The organism is Pirellulales bacterium, assembly GCA_036499395.1.
Classification (GTDB): Bacteria; Planctomycetota; Planctomycetia; order Pirellulales; family JACPPG01; genus JACPPG01.
Genome location: DASYDW010000130.1, coordinates 1 through 25,537 on the forward strand (window position 1 = coordinate 1; position 25,537 = coordinate 25,537).

A 25,537-nucleotide genomic window follows, 5' to 3' on the forward strand; every position below is an offset into this window, starting at 1 on the left:
AGGTAGGGTGCGCCCGTGACGCACCGTCTTTCATTTGTCGTTATGCATCTGCGAGAATCTGCGTCATCTGCGGATCGAAATGTCTTCGATGGCAGTTGGGACGCCGAGAGAACAATGTGGTGCGTCGCGGACGCACCCTACAAAATGCGAATGCCGCTTCGAAGTGCGAACACTATGAGTGGCGAAGAAAGAACCCTCGCTGGCGCTGCGGGCTGGTGTTTGTTGCGATCGGCTTTGTGGTGATGGTTTGTTTACCCCATTCATCATTCATCATTCAGCACTCATCACTTATTCTTCTGCCTGCTGCCCTCGGCCGACTTGCGTCGCTCCGTGGGTGAACGCCCGTTATTTCGGCTGCTCGTAGATTTTGGCGAGCGCCGCGAGCATCGTAGCCCAGCTTGCTTCGATGCGTGGGGCGAAGTCGGACCATTTTGGGTCGAGTTCGTGCGTCAGCGCTAATTCGCAGCCGGTGGCGACTGGCTTGATCTCGATGACGACACGGCTGGTTTCGGGGAGGTTTGCGCGGATGCCCCAGGTGAAGGCCAGGCGGCGCGGGGGATCGACTTCCAAGTACTCGCCCACATGGTCGATTTCCTGTCCTTGCCGCTCGACGACAAAGGAAAACGACCCGCCGACGCAGGCGTCCGTGTGCAACCTCACGATGGTTTCGTCACGCAGGTGCGAGCCGAACATCCACTGGCTCAGCAGTTCGGGTTTGAGCCAAGCTTCGAAAACTTTCGCCGGCGCGACGTCGTAGCGATGCGTCACGACTACCCGTACTGTGGATGGTTGGTTCATCTTGTGCCTTGGCCATGACGGGATAGTCGAGCGGTCGCAGGCGACGGGCTGAATGTCCCCGCCGCCTGTGCCGCGAACATGCTACGACCGTCGCCGCAGCAGTACAACACCCAGGGCACACAGACCAGTCAGCACGAGCGTCGAGGGCTCGGGCACCGAAGTGACGGTCATCGAAAAGACGCCGTCCGAGAGTTGTGTTGTGTAAGCGAATCCAGCGGGCAACGGAACTCCGAAGGCCCCCTTGGCCTCGACCGTAAGGCCAGGCGTATTGAAGTTGCCGCTGGCGAAGATCAGGTCGAAGGTTTCGCCGACATGCACGGGAAAATCCTGAAAAGATGAAATGTCGAGTTCCAAAACACCGGATAGAGAAACATTTCCCGCCACATGCAGTTCATTGCTGGCGTTGTAGGGCGTACCTGCCATCAGTAGAGCGAGCGTTCCGGACTGCTGCGTGAAGTCGCCCGAGACATTGAGATGCGACGGCACGCTTTCTCCTTGCAAGGAGACGGTGCCACCCTGGTTGAGGATCGTGCCGGTGACCGAGCTGACTCCTCCAATCGGTCCCGTGTTGAGCGGCTCGGCGCTGAGGATTCCGCCAACGTCGATCTGGATCATGCCCCCGCTGGGCACGGCATTCGACGTGAATGCATCGAGAACTGTGGCGGCAGGAGTTGCGCTGCCTAGCGTGACCGTTCCTCCTCCGTTGAGATCGACGTTGCTGCCCCCGACCAATACCAACGAGGGCGAAGTTATGTTGGCGCCCGTCCCTACCTCCAAGCTGCCGGCGACGTCGAGCGTATTCGAGGTGGACAATGTCGCGCCGGTGTTCATGCTGATGGTTCCATAGTCGGCAATGGTGGGCGCCGTGACGGCGCCTTTATTATTAACGACCAATTGAGAGGTGCTGTTGATGTTGATATCAAAGACTTGGGGCGAACCGGATGAATTCCATTGCGAACCAGCGCCCGAGACCGTCACCAAGGCTTTATTGCCGATGAAGGCGCCTACATTAATTGGCGGTGCCGTGGTCCAAGTGGCGCCGTTTGAGATCGTTACTGCGCCCCCCATTGGCATCGGGCTTCCGAAGCTTGCCAGGGTGTACTTCGTGCCTGCGCCGTCCAGTGAGAGCTGGCCTTGGCCGGTAGCCGTGGCCGTCGTCGGTGCGATGGTGAGTGACTGGCTGCTGAGCGTGGCCCCGCTGGCGAGGCTTAACGAGCCGGTGCCGCCAATGATGACATTACTGGTTGCCGAAAGAGCAGCGCCGTTCGAAGCGCTGAGCTGTCCCACTCCGCCGGTGCCAATCGACAGGTTTCTCGCAGTTAAGGTTGTGCCGGAGTCGGAAGCCGAGATGCTTCCATTGGCGCCGATGTCGGCGCCGATCGTCACGTCTTGAGCGGCGACGGTTCCACCGCCCTGGAGGTTGAATTGCCCGGTGCCGTCCTGAGCGACGACGAGATTCTGCAAATTGGCGGTGGCTCCGCTAATGGTCACGTTGCCGGCGCCGCCCACCGCCTGACCAACGACCATTTTGCCGCTGGCCGTCGTAACGCTTTCGCCGCTGAGCTTAAGATTTCCCTGACCTGACTGGCCGATCGTCGAGCCGGCCAGCACAAATTTTGATTGTGCTCCATCGACTGAGATTGTTCCTTGGGATGCCTGATCACGGCCGATGATCGTGCTGCTGGATGTCAATAGTTCGCTACCGCCGGTGACGGCGATGCTGCCATGGCCGGCGCCTCCTGTCGTGAGATTGCCGGCGCTGAGGATCGATCCGGTACCGTCCAGGGTGACCGTTCCTTGTGACGAAGCATTGGCGCCTACGATGAGGGACGAGTTAGCGCCTAAGTTGCCTCCATTGGTAATGTCGAGCGAGCCGGAGCCCGAGACCCCGATCGTCGTGACGCTGACCCCGGCAATTTTCGATCCTGTTCCATCGACCGTTACGGCGCCATGCGAACCGGCCGAAGAGCCGACGGCCAATCCCGTGGCAAGAATCGAGCCGCCCCCCGTGACGGAGAGATCGCCTTGCCCGGCGACACCAATCGTAAGTCCTCCAGAAGATACCCCTATACCGGAATTGGTTCCGGCGACGCTAATCGTGCCGACGGAGCCTGCCGACTGTCCTGCGACGACCGGGCCGAGCGAAAGAAGGTTTCCTCCGCCAGACAGCGAAAGCGATCCTTGGCCCGCGGCGCCAACCGTCACGTCTGGAGTCGTTGGGATGCCACTGCCGATCTGCAATTTGGAGTTGACATCCGCGATGGTGAAACTTCCTTGCGATCCAGCATCTTGTCCGATAACCAGAGTTCCATTCAAGATTCCGGCGGCGCCATTGGTAAGTGACATCGATGCCTGACCGTCTTGGGCAACGATGAGGTTGGCCCCGGAGTTGACGACGAACGTCGAATTCTTGCCATCGAGAGTCGCGGTGCCCGTCGAACCGGCGTTCTGGCCGACGATCATTTGGTTTTTGAATCCGATGCTTCCCGCAGTAACCGATAGCTTGCCGGTACCGCTGCCGCCTACGATGAGAGAGCTCGTGTTGACGGCGGCCCCGGAATTACCAACGGTCACGGTTCCCTGCGACCCCGTTTGATCACCAAGCACCATCGAGTTCGTGCTCGAGAGGGTCGAAGAGATCGGAAGGTTGACGGTGCCCTGGCCGGCGTATCCGATATAGAGATTCGTGTCCGTCCAAGAAACATTGCCCGATCCGAGCGTCACCGTGGCCTGCGATCCGGCAGCGTACCCGACCGCGTCGTTCACGCCCTTTAGCGGACGATTGAGCGTCACATTGGCGACGTCACCCGAGTTATTGCCGAACGAAATGGCGGGCAAAGTGGTCCCGGTGGCCGACAGCGAGCGTCCGGAAATGCTTTGAAAGGTCACGGTGTCGTTGTCGACGCGCAATTGTTGCAGCGTGTCTGCCAGCGTGCTGGATACGGTGTAACCTGTCGAACCGAGATTGAAGATCGCGGTATCGTTCGCCCCTGGCGGCCCGCCGGCGGGAGTCCAATTCGTGGGACCATCGAAATCGCCGGAGACCGGATTGGCCCACGAGTAATCGGCGGCCACGGCGAGCGAAATCTCAAATGCAAGAACGACAAAAACGAAAGCCATGAGGCAGAGGGTCGCCAGGACCGGTCTGCATTGGCAAGCAGTGTGCTTGGTCATGTTAGGCTTCTCTTCCGGGAAAGATTGTTGATGAAACAGTCGCGCCGCATCGCTCGACATAACGCGAATGAAGTAATCGCGAGCATATACAATGCAACTTCACAAGCCAGAAAAGGGACTTCAACTAATCACTTTTTTGACGATTGATGCCCGTCGCCGCCGCAGTACAACACCCAGGGCACACAGACCAGTCAGCACTAGCGTCGAGGGTTCGGGGACCGAGGTAACGGTCATGGAAAAGACGCCGTCCGAGAGTTGCGTCGTATAGGCAAAACCCGCGGGCAACGGAACTCCGAACGCGCCCTTGGCCACGACAGTAAGGCCCGAGGTGTCGAAGTTGCCAGCGGCGAAGATCAGGTCGAAGGTTGCGCCGGCGTGTACGGGCGACTCTTGGCTGGAAGCGATGTCCAGTTCCAGTTCACCGGACAGCGAGACGTTGCCCGCCACGTGCAGTTCATTGCTGGCGTTGCTGGTTGATCCTATCATTAGCAGAGCGAGCGTTCCGGACTGCTGCGTGAAGTCGCCTGATACATCGAGTTGCGAGGGTAGGCTCTCTCCTTGCAGATTCACCGTACCGCCTTGGTTGAGGATCGAGCCGGTGACAGAATATATACCGTTAAACGGGGCAGCGACGTCCGTTCTCGTGGTGAAATGTCCGCCAGTCTCGATTTGAATTAGACTCCCAGATGGCGCGGCATTCGTCGTGAATGAATCAAGAACAGTTGCGGTAGGCGCCGTTGCGCCAACGATGACCGTTCCTCCGCCACTCAGATCGACTGTGCGGCCCTGGAATAACGACAAAGAAGGCGTGATCACGCTTGCGCCCGTTCCTACCTGCAGAATTCCCAAGACCCCGAGCGAGTTTGTTGCGGACAATGTCGCGCCAGTGTTTACGAGGATGGCTCCCTCGTCGACGATCGTTGACGCGGTGACGGCGCCGCTATTATTCACGGCCAATTGAGAGGCCGCAGCTAGCGTCAAGCTTCCATACGTGCTCGATGCATTCCATTGCGAACCTGCGCCCGAGACTGTCACCGACGCGGGATTGGCCGCAAGGTTTCCCACTTCGACCGCAGTGGGCGTTATCCAAGAGGCGCCGTTCGAGATCGTTGCTACGCCCGCGATCTGTAGCGGACCGTTAGAGGGTGGCACGGAATATTTCGTGCCGGCGCCAGCTAGCGAGAGCTGCCCGAGCGGAGAAATTGTGAGGTCGGTGCTGATGAGGGTCGCCCCGCTGACGAGGCTTAACGATCCTGCGCCGCCGATCGTGACGCTAGTCGCTGAGACAGCCGCACCGTCCGAGGCGCTCAGTTGCCCGCTTCCCGCCGGTGCGATCGATAGCGCCCATGCGGTCAAGGCTGTCCCCGAACCTGTGACCGAGATGCTTCCGTTTGCACCTTTGTCGGCGCCGATGGTCACATTCTGAGCGGTCACGTTTGCGCCGTTGCTGAATGTGGCCGCGCCGATGCCGTCCTGCGCGACAACCAGGTTCTGCACAGTTGCCATGGCGCCGTCGACGGTCAGGGTGCCGACACCGGTTGCCGCCTGGCCCACAATCATATCACCCTTGGCAGTGGTGAGGCTTCCGCCACTGAGCGTAAGACTCCCCTGCCCCGCCTGACCGATCGCTGCACCGGCCAGCAGGAACGTGGATTGCGCCCCGTCGATCGAGATTGATCCATGCGAGTCGTGATCGCGACCGATCACGTTGGTGCCGCCATCCAACTCTCCCCCCGCGGTGACCGCGATGTTGCCATGGCCGGCGCCTGCTGTCGTGAGATCGCCGGTGCGGAGGATCGATCCGGCGCCGTCCACAGTAATGCCACCTTGAGAGGAAGTATTCGCGCCTACCGTAGTGCTGCCTTTAGCGTCCACGCTGCCGCCATTGGTAATTGCGAGTGATCCGATACCGCTGCTGGCAATGGTCAGTTCCCCATTACCAATCACGCTCGATCCCGCTCCATCGACAGATATCGCACCGCTAGCGCCGGCCGTTGTAGCGATGGAAAGATTTTGAGCCTCTGCGTTGCCACCTGCAGAGACGGTAAGTGTGCCCTTGCCTGCGTTTCCGATTTCCAAATCTGATGCGTCCAATCGGGATTTTGCTCCGGTAATGTCAACCTCGCCGACAGATCCGACCGACTGTCCAACGACCATTGGGCCGGAGTTCAGCGTTGCCGCATTAGACAGTGATAGCGAACCCTGTCCCGATCCCCCGACAATTACGCTTGGTTCACCTCTGATGCCATAGACGGTCAGAAACGAGTGGGAGTTCGTCAAGGACGTCGTCCCCTGCGAGCCGACATTCTGGCCAATGACCAGTGCCCCACTCACGCTGCCGCCACTAATGAGAGACATGCTTCCGTTGCCATTCTGGCCGACGACAAGATTCCCGCCCGATTCGGTTTCAACGGAACCAACAGTAGCCGTCCCCGTTGAGCCGGTGTTCTGGCCAAGAATGATCTGGTTGAAGCTTGCGCGTACAGCGCTCAGCGTGCCGGCGCCGCTGCCGCCTACGATGAGCGAGCCGCCTTGCAACCCGATGCCGGCGCCACTTTGGGTCACGGTTCCCTGCGAGCCGGCTTGATAACCCAGCACCATTGAGTTCGTGCTAGAGAGCGACGAAGAGTTCGGGAGGTTGACGGTGCCCTGGCCGGCGTATCCGATATAGAGATTCGTGTCGGTCCAAGAAGTGCCAAGAAGCGTCGCCGTGGCCTGCGATCCAGCAGCGTAACCGACCGCGTCATTGACGCCCGTCAGCGAACGCTTGAGCGTCACGTTGGCTATGTCACCCGCGTTGTTGCCGAACGAAATGGCGGGCAAAGTGGTCCCGGTTGCCGACAGCGAGCGTCCGGAAATGCTTTGAAAGGTCACGGTGTCGTTGTCGACGCGCAATTGTTGCAGCGTGTCTGCCAGCGTGCTGGATACGGTGTAACCTGTCGAACCGAGATTGAAGATCGCGGTGTCGTTCGCCCCTGGCGGCCCGCCGGCGGGAGTCCAATTCGTGGGACCATCGAAATCGCCGGAGACCGGATTGGCCCACGAGTAATCGGCGGCCACGGCGGGCAAGGTGTCGAAAGCAAGAACTAATAAAACGAAAGCCATGAGGCAGAGGGTCGCCAGGACCGGTCTGCGTTGGCAAGCAGTGTGCTTGGTCATGTTAGGCTTCTCTTCCGGGAAAGATTGTTGATGAAACAGTCGCGCCGCATCGCTCGACATAACGCGAATGAAGTAATCGCGAGCGCATGCAGCGCAGCGAATTGCCACGCACGGGGTGCGGCGGCGACGTCAGGCGCAGCAGGGATTGAGGGACGCAGAGTCCCTGAACCTGGCGCTTCGCGCGCAGCCAACAACGACCAATGGATGGTCGTGGCGCGAGAGAACCGTTGGGGCGAGAAATGGGAACGAATGAAACCTACGCTGATCGACCCCGCTGGCGCTTGGCACCACGAATCGTTCAGAGGCTCACGAGCGTTCCTCCCCGAGAAGTCATGCGGTAGCGATGCGAATGCCAGAACGGACGCGATCGTACGGCTTGCTGTGTCACGAGGGGGTTGCCGGGCGGGCTGAATGAACGGACAGGATGAATAAGCCCGGAATCTTCGTTCGACAGATCACGCCGTGGTGATTCTTGTGGCGAAGGATCTTGCGGCGCTGAAACTCGCAGGGTGTGTGCCGGCCGAAAGTGTGCGATTTCCTGATTGGCGAGCCACGGCCATGCGAGCGCGCAGGGGAAGCGCCGAGATAAAAAAGCTCGCCTACTATGCCCGCCCTCGCGCATAAGCAGCCGCTGCCGAAACCGGCAAAGAGGTGCTCTTGTCTTGTTCCACCCGGATTCTAGCGTTCTGTGGGAATGGATTTCAATAAGAATTCGTGAAGAAATCCGCGATTTCATTAGGTTTCATCGAGGCGACTCACTTCGGGCTTACGGCAAGGAGTAACGCGTGCCACGCCTGCGGATAGCTGCCTCCTTTGACGACGCAAAGCTATTTTGGGAAAGACGATAATGCCGTGACCTAGGGCCCGATGGCGCTGGGATGGTTGGCATTCCCGAAACCAGTCAGCATTTTTCCGGGTAATGGCTCACGGCTGTGGCGAGTGCTCAGCCGGGGCCGCTCGGTTTGGTCACGCTGCCGGGTGGCCCTTTTTCATGCGCCACGTTTGCGCGGTGATTCGACACCTATCAATACCTGTGGTGTTTAACCCATACGCCGAGGCGCTGCGAGCGTCAGGGCTGGCCGTCGGATGGTACCCGAACACCGTCCGGCGGTCTTTTTATGCGCGCACGACAAAAGTGGTTGTAAGTTCATGGGCGCAGGTGCTCACTCATTGCAATTTTGTAAATAGCCGCCTAAGCTCTGCCCTAGCAGCTCTTAACCCCTGGTAAAGCCGGCCACTCAATCTCGCCTTCTGCGACTCGGCCGGCATCGTGTACCGGGAATATCCTTTGCACCTGTCGCGGTAATTCGCACGTTTCCGTTGGCTTTCCGATCGCTAAACGTTTACGCTCGCCGCGCTGGCGGGGTACGTTGCGCCGTCGACGGTGATTGCGTCGCGACATCTGTGAATCGTGCAACTAGATTTACTACGGGTTACACTTCTTAGTCCTTTACAGAGATACCAACAAATGAATCGCTCCTATGTTTCATTCACTATCGGATTTACGCTCGTTTTCGTGGTGCTCGTATGCAACGTGAATGCATCGGGCATGAACATGGACGCATTCCCCGATGGCCTGCATCAGGTGCCGCCCAACGCCTCGCCGGCCCTTGGTGAAGTCCATGGTTTTCTTAACACGACGTTGAGCACCTTCTCGATCCAGGCGGGAGACGGCATTTATAGTAACCTGCTGGCCGGGGCTCTGACTGTGACTCTCAACGATGGCGCGCCAGGTACGACGGGACCGGTAATCGGTACCTTCACGCTCGATTCGCCAGGCACGACTTCGGGCACATTCCAGGGGACCGTGCCGTTGACCGCGCAGCAGGTCTTGGACATGAGTGCCGGGATCACATACATCAACATCACCGATTCGCTCTTTCCGGGCGGCGAGATCCGCGGCGAGCTTCAAGTGCTGCCCGAGCCTTCTGCACTGGTGCTCGCCGGACTCGGCGTCTTGGCATTGCTGGCGATGCGACGGCGCGTATCGGCGTGGTAGCCGCGCTTTCACTTGCATTTCACCCCGGTATGGGGTTATTTTCAAGGTGGTTTCCATCTGGAGCAACGCTCGTGAGCGCGACCTCTCTAATAATCCTTTGTTAGCAGCCGCTGCTAATCTCTCTTGGCTCGCGCCTTTATTTGATCTTCTTTCTTATTCGTTGCGCGCACGCCTCGAAGGTCGTTGGGTCTATTTGTTCATCGGGCCCTCGTAGCAGCGTCTTCGGCAATGGCTTCTCCACTTGTGTCGTTCATCAAAGAGCATTGTTTTCATCCATTGTTCATTCCTTCGAGAAGAGGAGCGGGACATGTTTGGTAGAAAAGTGCGCGCCTATGCGCTCATTGCGATTTGTTTTTCTATGCTTTCGTGCGATGGGCTTTCCTCCGCGCACCAGGCCTGGGCGACGACGCTGGCCCCCGGAACGATTGTCGTGGGCGTATCAGATAACCCACAGCAAGTCGCCAATCCGGACACGCGTTTGATCGCGGTAGATCCGACGACGGGATCAACATCTGTACTTTCCGGCGACGCGATTGGAACGGGGCCGTCGCTTACCTTCGACGCCAGTAGCGGCGGTTCGAACATTCGATATATCAGCCAGCAAAACGACGGCAGCTTGTTAGTGGTCGATAATCAGTCAGCAGTTAATGCGCTTTCTCAATACGAGTCGCGCCTTTATCGGGTCGATCCCAACACAGGCAATCGATCGCTCATCGCCGATATCACAAGCTCGACCGACAGCGGCGTGATTAATGCGGCCAGGCAGGTGGGGAACACCATTTTTGCCACGACCAAGGGAGGACTCGAAACCATCGATCCGACGACCGGGGTCGTCACCCCCTTTGCGATTACCGGCATCGATACGGTAGAGCCATTGTACGGTTTCGCGAGTCTGGGAACCGATCTTTACGTGGGCTCGAACTTTCCTGCGCTTTACAAAATTAGTGCCGTGACGGGCGCGGCGAGCATTCTCTCCAGTTCAACCGTTGGCACCGGCCCTACGATTTCGCCTGCCGATTTATCGTTCGACTCAGCGGGAAACCTATACGCCCTGGGTTTATCGTCGACGAGCCAGGGCGACAACTCGAGTTACTTCGGCATTTACCGGATCGATCCCGCAACCGGCGATCGCGTTGCTGTTTCCGAGACTTTTGATCCGACGCCAACGCAACCGACGGGCACCCCCGTCATCGGATCCGGGCCGGTGTTGCAGTCGCTTGCCATTACTACAGCCGACAACGGCGCTATCCTGGCAATAAATTATACGGGAGCGCTCTTGTCGATTGACCCCACAACTGGCAATAGAACGCTCGTCAGCCAGGTCGAAAACAAGGCGTATCCGGTCGCCGTGGCGTCCGGCATAGTAGTGCTTCACGATGTCCCCGAGCCGTCGACGCTCATGCTCGCCGCACTCGGCGGTCTGGCGCTGTTGGCGATTCGTCGTCGACGGTGATCGCATCGCGAGCGCGCAGTAGAATCAGGGCATGAATGATCATCAAAAACGTCCTTGGTATCGGCCGCATCGGTACGAGTTGGTGGCCGTTGCGCTGATCGTAGCAATTCTCCTTGCCCTGCTGATTCCGGCAATGAAGCGGACGCAGCACGAGCCGGCGCGTTCTAAGGCGACAGGAACCATTGCCCCGTGAACTTTACTCCGCCCATTCGCCGACGATTGTTGCAGCTCAGTATCGGCACGATAGTAATTGGCGTTGTGATGTTGGGCTTGGGCGGAGCTTGGTTTCGGTCGCAGGTCGAAAGAGCGAAGAAGCGTTGCCTAGCGATCGCGCAAATCGAGACTCTTGGGGGACGAGTGCTTGGCAGCGGTGAAAGCGCACACCCACGGCCGAATTGGCTACTAAAACTCGACCGCGCGCTCGGCGACTACGGGGAAGCCACGGCGGTAATCGTGCCGAAAAGCACTGCCGCGGAAAATGCGGAACGAATCGCGCGACTGTTCCCTGAAGCTGTGATATGGCGCGAAGACAAAATCGTTCATTGGCCGCACAATTCCATGCCACAACAATAAAGCGGCGCTCGCTGGCTGTCGTTGAGTCGCGGACGAAATTGCTGATGCGCCGAGCGGCCCACTCGCTATCAATCGCCGCGCATGCGGTCTTCGGTGATTTCGATCGCCTTGAGCAGGCCGCGGGCTTTGTTGAGCGTTTCTTGATATTCGGCCGCCGGAATGCTATCGGCGACCAGCCCTGCGCCGGCTTGCACGTAAGCAATGCCGTCCTGGATCACGATCGTGCGCAAGGCGATGCACGTGTCCATGTTGCCGTTGAAGTCGAAGTAACCGACGGCTCCGGCATACGGCCCACGACGATGTGGCTCGAGCTCGTCGATAATCTGCATCGCTCGGACCTTGGGTGCGCCTGAGACCGTTCCGGCCGGCAGACAGGCGCGCAGCGCGTCGAAGGCGTCACAGCCGGGCGAGAGCTGGCCTGTGACATTCGACGTGATGTGCATGACATGGCTGTAGCGTTCGACCGTCATGACGTCCGACAGCTCGACACTGCCGTAGCGGGCGACACGGCCCACGTCGTTGCGCCCCAGATCGACGAGCATGACGTGCTCAGCCCGCTCTTTGGGGTCGGCGAGTAGCTCTTCGGCCAGACGGCGGTCTTCTTCTTCGTTGGCGCCGCGCGGGCGGGTGCCGGCCAGTGGGCGGACGGTTACTTCGCCATGCATGCAGCGGACCAGGATTTCGGGCGAGCTGCCGACCAATGTCACCTGCGGCGTACGCAGGTAGAACATGAATGGGCTGGGATTCACGACGCGCAGCGTGCGATAGATTTCGAACGCGGGGGCGGTGATCTTGGTTTTCAAACGCTGGCTGAGAACGACCTGAAAAATATCGCCGGCGCGAATGTATTCCAGGCAGCGTTCGACGGCGGTCTCGAACGTGGCGGCCGTGAAGTTCGATTCGAACGTTATACGTGGCTCGCCCCGCGTGGCGATATCAACAGGCCGGGGATCGGCGCCGGGCGTGGCCATTTGCTCGACTAGCACATCGACGCGGCGGCAGGCTTCGTCGTACGCAAGGCGTAGATCCGCGGCCGAACGCTGCTCGTCGTCCAGTCGGGCCATGGCCACGGCGGTCATGGTCTTCGTAATGTTGTCGAAGACCAGCATGTGGTCGTAAAAAGCAAACGCCAGGTCGGGCAGCCCACGATCGTCGGTCGGGGCGTTAGGCAAATTCTCGACGTAGCGTACGGCGTCGTAGCCGGCGTATCCGACGGCGCCGCTGCAGAACGGCGGTAAATCGGGGAGCGTGGCCGACCGCCAGCGATTGACGTGCGACTTGAGATCCTCGAGCGGATCGTCCGAGTGAAAAGTTTCGCTTCGTGGCACCGTTCCGGTGAGGTTCGTGATCGTGACATCGTGGCCGCGGGCTTCGAATTCCAGAAACGGCCCGGCGGCGACGAAGCTATAGCGTCCGACCCGTTCGCCTCCGACGACGCTTTCGAACAGGCACGCGCCACGGCCGGCGTCGACACGGCGGCAGGCCGTGACCGGGGTCAGCATGTCGCTAAGCAGGCGACGATAAACCGGGACGAGATGCACCCCCGTGGCGAGGCGACAAAAAGTGTCGAAATCGGGAAAGTGTCCCATCCGAGTCTGTTGTTCTCCGAGGAGCGTTCTGACACGCCGCGCGACCCATCAGCTAACAGGACGTCGCCGTGTGGGCCAGGTTCGCGTTCGTAAGCGGCGCAGCATCGAGCCGTGCGTTACGCGTCTGGCGGCGGTCGTGGGTTGCAGCTTAGCAGCGAGCGAAAATAGCGACAACCGAAGCTGCTGCGTTGTGCGCTGAGTGAAGGTTCGCGCGCCGGTCGGCCCCTGATTCGATCGCGTGTCACTGAGCGCAAGTCCCGGTCGGCATTGACACTCTGGGGGGTACTGTTAGAATCCCTTGGGCATTCTTCGACCATAATCTAACCTGCTGTGCGGCAAGCGATTGGGCGTTGTCAGGCCCCGGCCGACCCAGAGCAGAAACGACTGCCATGAAGTGTCAACGCTGCGACAAGCCGGCGACGTTTCACATCACCGAGTTAACCGGTGGCAAGCCGCAGGAATTGCACCTCTGCGAGCACCATGCACGGTCGTACCTGACCGAGTCTGAACCGGAACAAGGGGGAGGAAGCGGGCAGAGTTTGGCCGGTGCGCTCGCGCAGCATCTGGCGGTGGGGCAAACGGCCGAGGAACTGGCCCGACTGGATCAGCAGGCCTGCCCGATTTGCGGGATCACGTTTTTCGAGTTTCGCAAGGAAGGTCGACTGGGCTGCCCCCACGACTACATCTGCTTTCAGAAGGAACTGGAGCCGTTGATCCTGAACATTCACGGCGAGACGCGGCACGTCGGCAAGCGGCCGCAGCGGACGCCAGGGAATACCGACCGGCAGACCGATTTGATCCGGTTGCGGCGCGAGATGAAGGACGCGATCCAGAGCGAAGATTACGAGCGGGCGTCGCAGTTGCGGGATGAAATTCGACAGATCGAACAGGCGAGCTAGTTTGATTACCGCCGATTGATTTTGGTATTTGGTCGTGTTCTTCGCAGCTGGACCTGTTGCGGCAAGATTGATGCGGCAGAATTGGGTCCGGCGAGATTACTTGCAGTAGGTGGCGACTGGCGGGTTTAAGCCTGCGACCGGATGGCGAGCGCATTTCGTCAAGACGCGCGGGAAGTACGAGCAAGGCAAGACAGTTTTGGATAAAGCGAACGTGGATTTCACGAACCTGGCACGTACAAGTGGCGAATGGCTTCGCGGGGCGGGACCCGAGGCCGACATCGTCATGAGCAGCCGCATCCGCCTGGCGCGCAACCTGGCGGACTACCCCTTCATCAGTCGCGCGAATCCGGCCGATCGGACCGAGATCGAGCGCGTGCTGCGCGGCCGCATCATGGGGATCGAAGATCTGGGCAACATGACGTTTGTCGACGTCAACAAGCTGCCGGCGCTCGATCGGCAATTGCTCGTCGAGCGGCAATTGATCAGCCGCGAGCATTCCGACGCCGAGGGACCGCGCGGCGTGGTGATTGCCGAAAACGAACAGATCAGCCTGATGATCAACGAGGAGGATCATCTGCGGATCCAGGTCATTCAAAGCGGATTGAACCTGCAGAGCGCCTGGGAGACGATCAATCGCATCGACGACATGGTCGAGAAGCAGGTGACGTACGCCTTCAACGAAAACCTTGGCTACCTCACGGCCTGCCCTACGAATGTCGGCACCGGCATGCGGGTGAGCGTGATGTTGCATTTGCCGGCACTCGTGATCACGCGGCAGATCGACAAGCTGTTTCGCTCGCTGCAGAAAATCAGTCTGGCCGTGCGCGGCTTGTACGGCGAAGGCTCGCAGGCGATGGGAGACTTCTACCAGATCAGCAACCAGATCACGCTGGGACGCAGTGAGGCGGACCTGGTCAAGCAGGTCGGCGACGTTATCCCAACGATCATTGACTACGAGCGCAAGGCGCGTGATTTCCTGGTGAAGGAAAGCCACGAAAACTTGCACGACCGGGTGAGCCGTGCTTACGGCATCCTGCGCACGGCGCAAACGATCAGCTCGGAAGAAACCATGCACTTGCTCTCCAGTGTGCGCATGGGGGTTAATCTGGGGTTGATTCACGACCTCGAGATTCCCACGGTCAACAAGCTGTTTATCTATACACAGCCGGCCCACCTGCAAAAGATCACCGGCGGCGAGCTGGATACGGCCGACCGCAACATCGAGCGCGCTCGCTACCTGCGCCACTTGCTGAACAAGGAAGAGCGCGGCGGCGATGGGCTAAGCCAGAACTAGGGGCGGGTTCGAAAGTGGCACGGCCTTGAGCCACGATCGATCTTCAGGACGCTTTCTGCGCCCGACCTCCTTCCCATCGCAACGGTTGTGCGAGCAATCCCGGGCTCGCGGAGCCCGACTACAGCGATGTGATTCTTCTTGCGGCGCGGCTTCGCCCGACTCTTGCTTGTCGAAATTTTCTGTGCGATATTTGAATTGTCTTTTCCCTTTTCTGGGCGCGCGGGACGCGAGCGGATATGCAGATCTGGCCGGCTATTGACTTGCGCGGTGGCAAATGCGTCCGTCTCGAGCAAGGGGACTACGGCCGCGAGACCATCTTCGGCGACGACCCGGCCGCTATGGCGCGGCATTGGGTGGACGAGGGGGCGGAGTGCCTGCACCTGGTCGATCTGGATGGCGCGCGGGACGGCCGACCCACGAACTTGCCGGCGATTGAAAAAATTCTCGCCGCCGTCGATGTGCCTTGCGAACTGGGGGGCGGCATTCGTGATGAGCAGACCGTGCGGCAATTGCTCGACGCGGGGCTCGCGCGGCTGGTAATCGGCACGCGCGCGCTGGCCGAGCCGGAGTGGTTCCGCCGGTTGTGTCGCGAGGTGCCGGACCGTTTGGTGCTGGGCATCGACGCGCGTGACGGGCAGGTCGCGACCGACGGTTGGCTGCGCACCAGCGGTGTCGCGGCCACGGAGCTCGCGCGAGATTTCTCGGACGAGCCGCTGGCGGCGATCATCTATACCGATATCGCGACCGACGGCATGTTGTGCGGGCCGAACCTGGCCGCGATGCGCGAGATGCAGGCCGCGACACGGCTGCCCGTGATCGCCTCGGGAGGAATTCACGCCGCCGATGACATGCGGCAGTTGGCCGCGCTGGGACTGGCCGGCTGCATCATCGGCCGGGCGCTTTACGAACACAAATTCACGCTGCGCGAGGCGCTGGCCGCCGCTGCCGAAGGAGGAAGCCGACAAGCAAATCCATTGGTGTAATTCCGGCGACGCTGTTATTCGAGCGGCCAGTGCCTTCCGGCTCTCGTCCGCACACGTCCAGGTAATCACGCATCAAGCCCAAAGGATGGTGTCATGGCTCAATACAAAGTCGAGGACATCCGCAACATCGTTTTCTGCGGGCACGGCTCGGCCGGCAAGACCATGCTGGCCGACACCTTGCTCGCCAAAACCGGGGCCATCAATCATCCTGTCAGTCTGGACGCCGGCACCAGCATCTGCGATTTCGACGAAGAAGAGAAGCATCACAAGCACACCGTCGAATCGAGCCTGATTCACTTCAACCACGGCGGACGTTTCTTCAACGTCATCGACACGCCGGGCTACCCCGACTTCATCGGGCAGACCATCGCGGCCATGCGAGGCGCGGATACGGCTGTGATCTTTATCAACGCCCATTCTGGCATCGGCGTGAATACGCGCCGGGTGTTTCAAGAGGCGGGCAAGGCCGGCCTGGGGCGGATGATCGTGATCAGCAAGATGGATCTCGAGAATATCGAGTTCGAGGAGCTGCTCAAGGAAATCCGCGCGCTGTTTGGCACGGCTTGTGTGCCGCTGAATGTACCGATCGGCAGCGGGCATGATTTCAAAGGTGTCGTCAGCACGCTAACGGTGCCTGCCGACACGAAGGGCGCGCTCACCGATCCCGCGGCCATCAATGGCAAGCTGATCGAATCGATCATCGAAGTCGATGAATCGGTCACGGAGCGCTACTTCGAGGGGACGCCGCCTACACAAGAGGAAATCGGCCGGCTGATCGTCGAGGCCGTGGCCGCCGGGAGCTTGATCCCGATCATCTGCGTATCGGCCAAGACTGGCGGGGGAATTTCGGAACTGCTCGACGCGTTCGCGCTGTGCGCGTTGCCGCCGGACAAGATTCCGCACAAAGCAAAGAATGCCGAGGGGGCCGAAGTTGACGTAAAGGCCGATCCGGCCGGGCCGCTGGTGGCGCAAGTTTTCAAGACGCGCATCGATCCGTTCGTGCAGCGGTTGAGCTACATGCGGATTTTTTCCGGCACGCTGAAGAAGGACGAAACGGTTCATGCCTCGTTAGTGCGCAAGCCGGTTAAGCTGCACCAACTGCTGCGCGTGCAAGGCGGAGCGACCGAACCGGTGGACGTGGCCGGCCCGGGGGACATCATCGCCGTGGCCAAGACCGAGGACCTGCACACCGGCACTTGCTTGGGGGATTTCACGTTGCCACCTTTGGCGTTCCCGACGCCGATGGTGGGATTGGCCGTCACGCCCAAGACGCGCGGCGATGAAGGAAAACTTTCCGGCGCGCTCCATAAGATCGTCGAAGAAGATTCGACGCTACGGCTGGATCGTGACGCGCAGACCAAGGAATTGGTCATGACCGGCATGAGCGAGCTGCATTTGCAGATCTTGCGCGAACGGTTGAAGCGACGCGACAAGGTTGAGGTCGACATCAAAGAGCCGAAGATTCCCTATCGCGAGACGATCCAGGCCATCGCCGAGGGGAGTTATCGCCACAAGAAGCAATCGGGCGGGCGAGGACAGTTCGGCGAAGTACACATTCGCGTTTATCCGTTGCCTGAGGGGGCGAAGATCGAGGATTACGCTACGAAATCGCGGTTTCCCTCAATGCGTGAATTCCATTACGACCAGGCCCATAACTTTCTGTGGGTCGATTCGATCGTCGGCGGCACGATCCCGAACAACTTTCTGCCGGCGGTCGAAAAGGGATTCAAAGAACGGCTCGATCGCGGCGTGATCGCAGGCTTCAAGGTACAGAACGTGGCGGTCGAAGTTTACTTCGGCAAGCATCACCCGGTCGACAGCTCGGAGGCGGCGTTCAAGACGGCCGGTTCGATGGCCTTTCGCAATGTCTTTCGCGAAGCGCGGCCGGCGCTATTGGAACCGATCGTCAAGCTGCATGTCACGGTGCCCAACGATAAGCTGGGAGACGTGAATAGTGACATGTCGAGCCGGCGCGGCCGGCCGCTGGGCATGGATTCGGCCGGCGGCGATCTGCAAACCGTGACGGTCGAGGTGCCGTTGGCCGAGGTCACGACGTACGCCCGCAGCCTGTCGAGCATGACCGGCGGGCAGGGAAGCTACACAATGGAATTCAGCCGGTACGACGTGGTGCCGCCGCAGGCGCAGAAGGAGATCATCGAAAAGGCGGTACTTCACGAAGAGGAAGAAGCGTAGCCAGCGTGATGAGATGTGTGATGAGTGGGGGGCGGCCGTCCCGGCCGCCTTCGCCTTTGCTTGAAGCGGGCAGCGCCTGAAAAGCGGGTTGGCAATTCCCCTCACCCTGCCCACTCCCAGGGGGAGAGGGGTTGCGCATGCGGCGTCTATTACTCCGTGCTGATCGCTTCTTTTTCCACCGTGTGGAAGATGACGCGGTAGGCGCGGTAGCCGGCCGTTAGTTGATCTTCGTAAAGCTCGGTGATCTCGCTGCGCAACAGCTCGACGCTGGCGAATCCGTCGCGCCGGGCATCGTCGTCGGTCAAGTCGTCGAGCTGCACTTCATCGACGGTATCGACCTGGATATAGCCGGCCCCGGGAATGTAGCTGCGCTGCCCCGGCCGCATGCGGCGGTGCTTCCATAGACGAACGGTTTGGGTCTTCTCGCCGGCGCGAATGGCGGGCAGAAATTTTTTCTTGAACAAGAGCACGTTTGGCATCTCCCTCGTATCGTGGTGCTTGGCGGGGTGTTTCTGCCCGACCTTGCATAGGGACGTGCGCGATGCGAGTTCCGTAAATTAGCGGCGCGGCAGGCGGTGCGTCAATGATGGGAAATAGCCGGCTGTGGAACTGGTGAGCGAGAAACGTTCAGAGCGGATTTTTAATCGACGTTTTCCAGTGAATAGGGCACTTGGTCTTAACCCAAGGCGGCCGAGACGGCCGCCCCCCAGGCCATTGGGCAACTGTTATTCCGCCTGGGGCGAGGGTAAGCTAGTCGTGACTTTGAGATTGTTTCCGATGGATTATGAACCGGCTCGCAGCATCCGTTGCGGCTGGCCTTTTCTCACCGCACACCCCCTGCCCTTTTGGAGACCCTCGCCCATGAAGCGCCGCGACCTGTTGATTTCCACTGCCGCCGCGTTGGGCCTGTCGCAGTTGCCACTGTCGTGGGCGATCGCCGCCGACAAGCCGAAGCGCAAGATCCTGTTCTTCACCAAAAGCGGCGGGTTCGAGCACAGCTCGATCAAGCGCAACGGCGATCAACCGTCGCACGCCGACAAGGTGCTGACCGATCTGGGGAAGGAGCACAATTTCGAAGTCGTGTGTACGAAGGACGGGACGATCTTCGACAAGGACCTCGGGGAGTTCGACGCCTTCTTCTTTCAGACGCAAGGGGACATCTGCACCGTCGGCAACGACCACCAGCCGGCCGTATCACCCGAGGGAAAGAAGCGGCTGCTCGAGGCGGTGAAGGCGGGCAAGGGGTTCATTGGCTCGCACTGTGGTGCCGACACGTGCCACTCGCCAGGCCACGATGCGGGCGGACAGCGGCAGAACCAAACCGAGGTCGATCCCTACATCGCGATGGTCGGCGGTGAGTTCATCAGCCACGGTCCGCAGCAGGTAGCGCGGATGGCGATCGCCGACGCCAAGTTCCCCGGCCTGGCCAGCGTACACGACAAGGATTCGGCCGACTCGTTCAAGATTAACGACGAGTGGTATTCACTGAAGAACTATGCCGACGACTTGCACGTGATCCTGATCCAGGACACGCAAGGGATGAAGGGGAAGGATTACGAGCGCCCCCCCTACCCTGCCACTTGGGCGCGCAAGCACGGCAAGGGACGCGTGTTCTACACCTCGATGGGACATCGCGAGGATGTGTGGAGCAGCGCACAGTTCCGGGATGTCATCCTGGGAGCGATCGCCTGGACCTGCGGCGATGCCGAGGCCGATATCACGCCGAACATCAAGCAAGTCACGCCCGGAGCCGGTGTGATGCCGCCCGCGTAGTGCCAAGGTGATCGACCGATGGCTTTGCGTCCGCGAACCGTCGCGAAGGTAACGCTCGGAGTGCTGAGCGTCTGGTACGGTCTTTATGCCGTCGTATTGGCGATCATGTATTCCATCCATTTAGGAATAGAGTCACTCGTTCTCGCCTTACTCTTCGCGTGGTGGGCCAGACGAATTCGCCCGGCTTCCGTCCGTGGCCCGCAAGCCGTAGTTTTTCACAACGCCGACCCTCAGACGTGACGAAAACAATGTCTCAATCAAAGAAGATTATCGCCCTGTCGGGTGTCAGCCGTGGGTTGGGGCTGGCGATGGCCGAGGGGTTTATCGCCGCCGGGCATACCGTCTGTGGCGCGGCCCGGAATAAAGACGCCGTGGCCGAATTGGCGCGGCGTTTTCCCGCGCCGCACCGGTTTGCGAGTGTCGACGTAGCTCACGAGGATCAGGTAAAAGGTTGGGCCGATGACGTGCTGGCCGCCATCGGCACGCCGGACATCTTGATCAACAACGCGGCGCTCATGAATCGGCCGGCGCCGCTGTGGGAGATTCCGCCTGCGGAATTCGCCAGCCTGATGGACGTGAATGTCACGGGGGTGTACTTCGTGCTGCGGCATTTTCTGCCGGCGATGGTCAAGCGACAGTCGGGGGTGATCGTGAACTTCAGCTCTGGCTGGGGGCGCTCGACGTCACCGGAAGTGGCTCCCTATTGCACGACCAAGTGGGCTATCGAAGGCTTGACGCGTTCGCTGGCGCAAGAGCTGCCCGAGGGGATGGCGGCGGTTCCGCTGAACCCCGGCGTGATCAATACCGACATGCTGCAAACGGCCTGGGGCGCCGATGCGAAGAGCTATCCCAGCCCCGAACAATGGGCCAAGCGCGCGGTGCCGCTGATCCTGGGCATCACGGCCAAGAACAACGGCGAGGCGATGGCTGTGCGGTCGGGTTGACCGGGATCTCGATTGCCCGGCTTACTTGAGCTCGCCGTCCTTCTTGAGTGCCTGCTTGGCGGCTTCGCGCTCTTCGGCACTCAGCTTGCCGTCGCCGTCCTTGTCGAAGCGCTTGACGAGCTCTTTCTTTTGCTCGGGGGTGAGCTTTTCAGCGAGCTTTTTCTTGTCGCTGGCCAGTTTTCCGCCCGTGTTGCCGCCAAGGTTCCCTGCCTGACCAGTTCCCTTCCCCTTCATTTGCTTGATCGCGGCCTGAGCGGCTTGCTTCTCGGTGGGATCGAGCTGACCGTTGCCGTCGGCGTCGAACTGTTGAAGGAAGGCGGCCTGACGTTGGGCGGCCGCGGCGCGCGCTGCGCTGTTACCGCGGTGACGGGGATAGCGGGCGAAGGCGCTTGATGTGTCGAGCAACAGCACTGCCAAGGCGGCGATGATCAACAGTCGCATGCGAGGCCTCTTTTCTTCGTGGGGAGCCAATTCTCTGTGGCGAAACCCTGCCTTGAGCCCACCCGTTGGGCCCTGGGGATCGGCGAACCGTTACCAGTACATTCAACACCGGATCGCGGTCCGGGTTGCCATGAAAGGGTAAAAATTGTGCCGTGAGGGTATCTCGGGGCGCGCAACGCCCGGGTACCAGGGTGGTCGGAAACTTAAGATTTGGCGCTGTAACACGGGCGGCGCTGAGATTTCGACGGAACTGCTACTCGAACCGTACCAGCAGGTCGCCGGTTTCGATCTGGGTGCCAGGGCGGACCAGGACCTCGGCCACTTTGCCATCGCGCTCGGCGTAGACCGTGGTTTCCATCTTCATGGCTTCCATCGACAGCAGCTTTTGCCCCTTGGCCACGGCGTCGCCGGCGTTCACAGCCACGGTGACGACCGAGCCGGGCATCGGCGCGCCGACCTGGTTCTGGTCGCTGGCGTCGGCCTTGGGATGATGTACGACCGACGAATCCAGGGCCCGATCTTGCACGGTGACGTTGCGTGACTGGCCGTTAAGCTCGAAGAAGACGGTCCGGCGGCCATCGGGGTGCGGATCGCCCAGGGTCAGGTACTTCACGATCAGCGTCTTCCCCCGTTCGATATCGAACGTGAATTCCTCGCCTGGCTCGGGACCGTAGAAGAAGACCGAGGTAGGAAGGACGCTGGTATCGCCGTATTGCTCCTGGCGGGCGGCGAACTCGGCAAATACTTTCGGATACATGAAGTACGACATGACGTCGCGGTTGGTCGGCTTCTGGCCCAGTATCTTTTCGACCGCGGCCTCGGCAGCGGCGAAATCGGCCGGCGGCAGCGTGGCGCCCGGGCGCTCTTTCACTGCTGTGCGGTTTCGCAAGATGCGCTTCTGCACGGCCGGCGGGAATCCGCCCGGCGGTTGACCCATGCGGCCCGAGATCAGGTCGACGACCGATTCGGGGAAGGCCAGTTCGCGTTGCGGATCGAGAACGTCTTTTACCGTCAGATCGCCGGTGACCATGAACAGCGCCATGTCGCCGACCGCCTTCGAGCTGGGCGTTACCTTAACGATGTCGCCGAAGAGTTGGTTCACCTCGGCGTAAACGCGGCAGACGTCGCGCCAGCGGTGGGCCAGGCCGATCGCCTTGGCCTGTTGATACAAGTTCGTGTATTGCCCGCCGGGCATTTCGTCGATATAGACGTCGGCCGTGCTGGCGAGCATGCCGGTCTCGAAGGGAATGTAAAACTCGCGCACGGCGGCCCAATAGTCGGCAATCTGCTGCAGCGGCTCGAAGCCCAGGTCTGTGTCGCGCTCGGTGAAGCGCAGCGCCTCGACCAGCGAATTCAGATTCGGCTGCGACGTGAGGCCTGAGAACGGGGCCACGGCCGCGTCGGCGATGTCGAGCCCCACTTCGGCGGCTTTCAGTACCGCGCCGGCCTGCACGCCGGAAGTGTCGTGCGTATGGAAGTGTATGGGGATGCCGATTTCTTGTTTCAGTGTGCGGACTAGCAACTCGGCCGCGTACGGTTTGCACAGGCCGGCCATATCCTTGATGCACAGGGTGTGCGCGCCGAGCTTTTCCAATTGCTTGGCCATGTCGACGTAGTACTTCAGGTTGTACTTCGTTCGCTTCGGGTCGAGGATGTCGCCCGTATAGCAGATGGCCGCTTCGCAAATGGCGCCCGACTCGATCACGGCTTCCATCGCGACGCGCATGTTCTCGACCCAATTCAACGAGTCGAAAATGCGGAAGATGTCCATGCCGGCCGCGGCGGTTTCCTTGACGAACGCCTTCACGACGTTGTCGGGATAGTTCGCGTAGCCCAAGGCGTTCGAGGCGCGGAACAACATCTGGAAGAGGATATTGGGAATCCCCTCGCGCAGGTCGGCCAGGCGCTGCCAGGGGCATTCGCCGAGGAACCGCATGGCGGTGTCGAACGTGGCGCCTCCCCACATTTCGATCGAGAACAGTTGCGGCACCAGGCGTGAATAAGCCTGCGCGATCTGCACCATGTCGTGCGTGCGCAAGCGGGTAGCCAGCAGCGACTGGTGCGCGTCGCGGAATGTGGTGTCCGTCAGCAGCAATTGCTTTTGATCGAGAATCCACTGGCTGAATTTCTTGGGACCCAGCTCGAGCAGTTTGTCGCGTGCCCCCTTGGGTCCGGGCTTATCGAGGTCGATCGCGGGAACCGGCGCCGGCGTGCGGCGCGCATTCTCGGGGCGCTTCTTTACGGCCGAGTGACCATTGACGATCACTTCGCCCAGGTAGTGGAAAATCCTCGTGGCCCGATCGCGCGAAGCGGTGAACTGGAAGAGCTCAGGTGTGTCGTCCAGAAAGCGGGTCGTGTAGCCGCCGGCCAGGAAATCGGGATGCGTGACCAGGTTGATGAGAAACGGCAGGTTGGTTTTCACGCCGCGGATGCGAAACTCTTGCAGGCAGCGCTCCATGCGGCGGGCCGCGTCCGGAAACTGGCGGGCCCAGGCCGTGACTTTGACCAACAACGAATCGTAAAACGGCGTCACCATAGCGCCCGAGAAAGCGGTGCCTCCGTCGAGACGGACGCCGGTGCCCCCCGCCGAGCGATAGCCGGTGATGCGGCCATAGTCAGGCAGAAAGCGATTCTCGGGATCTTCGGTCGTGACGCGGCATTGGATGGCGTAGCCGCGCGTCGTGATCGCGGCTTGCGAGCCGAGATCGATCTCAGGGCTGTCGAGCCGTTTACCCTGCGCGACCAGTATCTGACATTGCACGATGTCGACGCCGGTCACGGCTTCCGTGACGGTATGCTCGACCTGGATACGCGGATTGACCTCGATGAAATAGAACTTGTCGGTGTCGGTATCGAGCAGGAACTCGACGGTGCCGGCGTTCTGATAATTCACTTTGCGGCCGATCTTAATTGCCGCCTCGCAAATTTCGTCGCGAACTTGTGGATCGAGCTTGAGCGCTGGAGCGAGCTCGACGACTTTTTGATGCCGCCGCTGCAGCGAACAATCGCGCTCGTAAAGGTGGACCAGGTTGCCGTGCTGATCGCCCAGCAGTTGCACCTCGATGTGGCGTGGGCGGGGGATGTATTTTTCCAGAAAGACTTCGTCGCTGCCGAAGGCAGAGAGCGCCTCGCGCTGGGCTTGGGCCAGCGAGTTAGGAAGCTCGTCGCCCGTGTTCACGACGCGCATCCCGCGGCCGCCGCCCCCTTTGGCTGCCTTGAGCATGACCGGGTAGCCGAGCTTCTCGGCCAGCTTCAGCGCTTCGTCGGTACTGGCGAGTGGATGATTGCTGCCGGCCAGCACCGGCACACCAACCGAGGCGGCGATGCCCCGGGCCGTGACCTTATCGCCCAGTTGCTCCAGCACCTCGGGAGGCGGACCGCAGACGATGATGCCGGCTTTGTTCGCGGCGCGCGGCAGCCCGGGGTTCTCGGCCAAAAAGCCGTAACCGGGGTGGATGGCGTCGACCTCGTGCCGGACGGCAATGTCGACGATACCGTCGATGTCGAGGTACGACCGGAGCGGTTCACCGGGTTTGCCGATCGGGTAAGCTTCGTCCGCTTTCAGCCGATGCAGGGCGAAGCGATCCTCGTGGGAGTAGATCGCGACGGTGCGGATGCCAAGCTCATGGGCAGCCCGAAATACGCGGATGGCGATTTCGCCACGGTTAGCGACCAGCAGTTTGCGGATGGGCTTCATGGCTCAATCTTTCTGGCACACGATCGATTCTTCCCGGCTGGAAAGCCAGGGGGGGCGGGACGTTCGGCCCGGGCGCACCGGCAGCGGCATTTTTGCCGCGGGTATCCGCCAATTGCAGCGCGCACAGATCAGGCCCGGGACACCTGGCCCCGAACAGCCTGTTTTACCCGGCGGAGGGCTTTCGTTCTAGTCGCCGGAGTGGGGTGCAGAGGGGGCTATAATCAACGTTATGACGTCAGGATTGGTCCGATTGGGAGGCTGCTACGTGCGATTCAGGTTGCGAACGCTGGTGATCGGCGTTTCGATGCTGGCCGTGGCCTTCGGACTACTCGTGTCGGGACGGCGTTGGGCTGATGAGCGGCGCGCATTCCTTTCCGGAGTGAGCAGACTAGGTGAAAGCCGGCCATGCCTTTACGAACTTCTCCGTGGCCCCGTTGCTATTCGCAACCGTTTGCCAGTAGCGGTACAAGCATATTCGTGGATTGCGCCCGATCATCGCGGGACGTGGGCTGTCCGTCAGATCGACGTAAGCTACGACGACAACGCATCGTATGTAACTGCGATTCGC

General features: G+C 60.4%; 15 protein-coding genes. 8 read left to right on the forward strand and 7 right to left on the reverse strand.

The window, feature by feature from the left end:
- Positions 1-345: 345 nt before the first annotated feature.
- From VGN12_26695 to VGN12_26705, 3 genes are all read right to left on the reverse strand, one after another.
- Positions 346-798, reverse strand: coding sequence for an SRPBCC domain-containing protein (locus VGN12_26695; protein HEY4313070.1), 453 nt, complete (start codon positions 796-798; stop codon positions 346-348).
- 81 nt (positions 799-879) lie between these two features.
- Entirely contained in the window at positions 880-3,972 is a 3,093-nt protein-coding gene (locus tag VGN12_26700) for a PEP-CTERM sorting domain-containing protein (GenBank protein ID HEY4313071.1), read from the reverse strand.
- Positions 3,973-4,092: 120 nt separating this feature from the next.
- Positions 4,093-7,131, reverse strand: a complete 3,039-nt coding sequence (locus VGN12_26705) for a PEP-CTERM sorting domain-containing protein (GenBank protein HEY4313072.1) — start codon at positions 7,129-7,131, stop codon at positions 4,093-4,095.
- A 1,468-nt stretch (positions 7,132-8,599) separates the two neighbouring features.
- Here VGN12_26705 and VGN12_26710 point away from each other — a divergent pair.
- Positions 8,600-9,130 (forward strand): CHRD domain-containing protein, encoded by a 531-nt coding sequence (locus VGN12_26710; GenBank protein ID HEY4313073.1) that lies wholly within the window; start codon positions 8,600-8,602, stop codon positions 9,128-9,130.
- Between the two features lie 307 nt (positions 9,131-9,437).
- Positions 9,438-10,583, forward strand: a complete 1,146-nt coding sequence (locus VGN12_26715) for a PEP-CTERM sorting domain-containing protein (protein HEY4313074.1) — start codon at positions 9,438-9,440, stop codon at positions 10,581-10,583.
- A 641-nt stretch (positions 10,584-11,224) separates the two neighbouring features.
- Here VGN12_26715 and trpE read toward each other — a convergent pair.
- Complete coding sequence (gene trpE, locus VGN12_26720) at positions 11,225-12,745, reverse strand: anthranilate synthase component I (GenBank protein HEY4313075.1); 1,521 nt, start codon at positions 12,743-12,745, stop codon at positions 11,225-11,227.
- A gap of 389 nt (positions 12,746-13,134) precedes the next feature.
- Here trpE and VGN12_26725 point away from each other — a divergent pair, with 389 nt between their 5' ends.
- The 4 genes from VGN12_26725 (at position 13,135) to VGN12_26740 (ending at position 18,114) form a co-directional block, all read left to right on the forward strand.
- Positions 13,135-13,644, forward strand: coding sequence for a UvrB/UvrC motif-containing protein (locus VGN12_26725; GenBank protein ID HEY4313076.1), 510 nt, complete (start codon positions 13,135-13,137; stop codon positions 13,642-13,644).
- A 196-nt stretch (positions 13,645-13,840) separates the two neighbouring features.
- Positions 13,841-14,938 (forward strand): protein arginine kinase, encoded by a 1,098-nt coding sequence (locus VGN12_26730; protein ID HEY4313077.1) that lies wholly within the window; start codon positions 13,841-13,843, stop codon positions 14,936-14,938.
- A 236-nt stretch (positions 14,939-15,174) separates the two neighbouring features.
- Entirely contained in the window at positions 15,175-15,921 is a 747-nt protein-coding gene (gene hisA / locus VGN12_26735; protein ID HEY4313078.1) for a 1-(5-phosphoribosyl)-5-[(5-phosphoribosylamino)methylideneamino]imidazole-4-carboxamide isomerase, read from the forward strand.
- Between the two features lie 93 nt (positions 15,922-16,014).
- Positions 16,015-18,114 (forward strand): elongation factor G, encoded by a 2,100-nt coding sequence (locus tag VGN12_26740; protein HEY4313079.1) that lies wholly within the window; start codon positions 16,015-16,017, stop codon positions 18,112-18,114.
- Positions 18,115-18,263: 149 nt separating this feature from the next.
- Here the strand turns inward: VGN12_26740 and VGN12_26745 are convergent, their stop codons facing one another.
- On the reverse strand, positions 18,264-18,593 hold the full coding sequence (locus tag VGN12_26745; GenBank protein ID HEY4313080.1) for an ASCH domain-containing protein: 330 nt from the start codon (positions 18,591-18,593) through the stop codon (positions 18,264-18,266).
- Positions 18,594-18,975: 382 nt separating this feature from the next.
- On the opposite strand from VGN12_26745, the gene VGN12_26750 reads away from it, so the two are divergent.
- A complete protein-coding gene (locus tag VGN12_26750) occupies positions 18,976-19,887 on the forward strand; it encodes a ThuA domain-containing protein (GenBank protein HEY4313081.1) in 912 nt (303 codons plus the stop codon).
- Between the two features lie 248 nt (positions 19,888-20,135).
- Positions 20,136-20,831 (forward strand): SDR family oxidoreductase, encoded by a 696-nt coding sequence (locus tag VGN12_26755; GenBank protein ID HEY4313082.1) that lies wholly within the window; start codon positions 20,136-20,138, stop codon positions 20,829-20,831.
- A 21-nt stretch (positions 20,832-20,852) separates the two neighbouring features.
- Here the strand turns inward: VGN12_26755 and VGN12_26760 are convergent, their stop codons facing one another.
- Positions 20,853-21,272 carry an EF-hand domain-containing protein gene (locus VGN12_26760; GenBank protein ID HEY4313083.1) on the reverse strand — a complete coding sequence of 140 codons (420 nt, stop codon included), beginning with the start codon at positions 21,270-21,272 and terminating at the stop codon, positions 20,853-20,855.
- A gap of 253 nt (positions 21,273-21,525) precedes the next feature.
- The gene (locus VGN12_26765) at positions 21,526-24,969 is read right to left on the reverse strand and encodes a pyruvate carboxylase (GenBank protein ID HEY4313084.1); all 3,444 of its coding nucleotides are present in this window, start codon (positions 24,967-24,969) and stop codon (positions 21,526-21,528) included.
- Positions 24,970-25,537 lie beyond the last annotated feature (568 nt).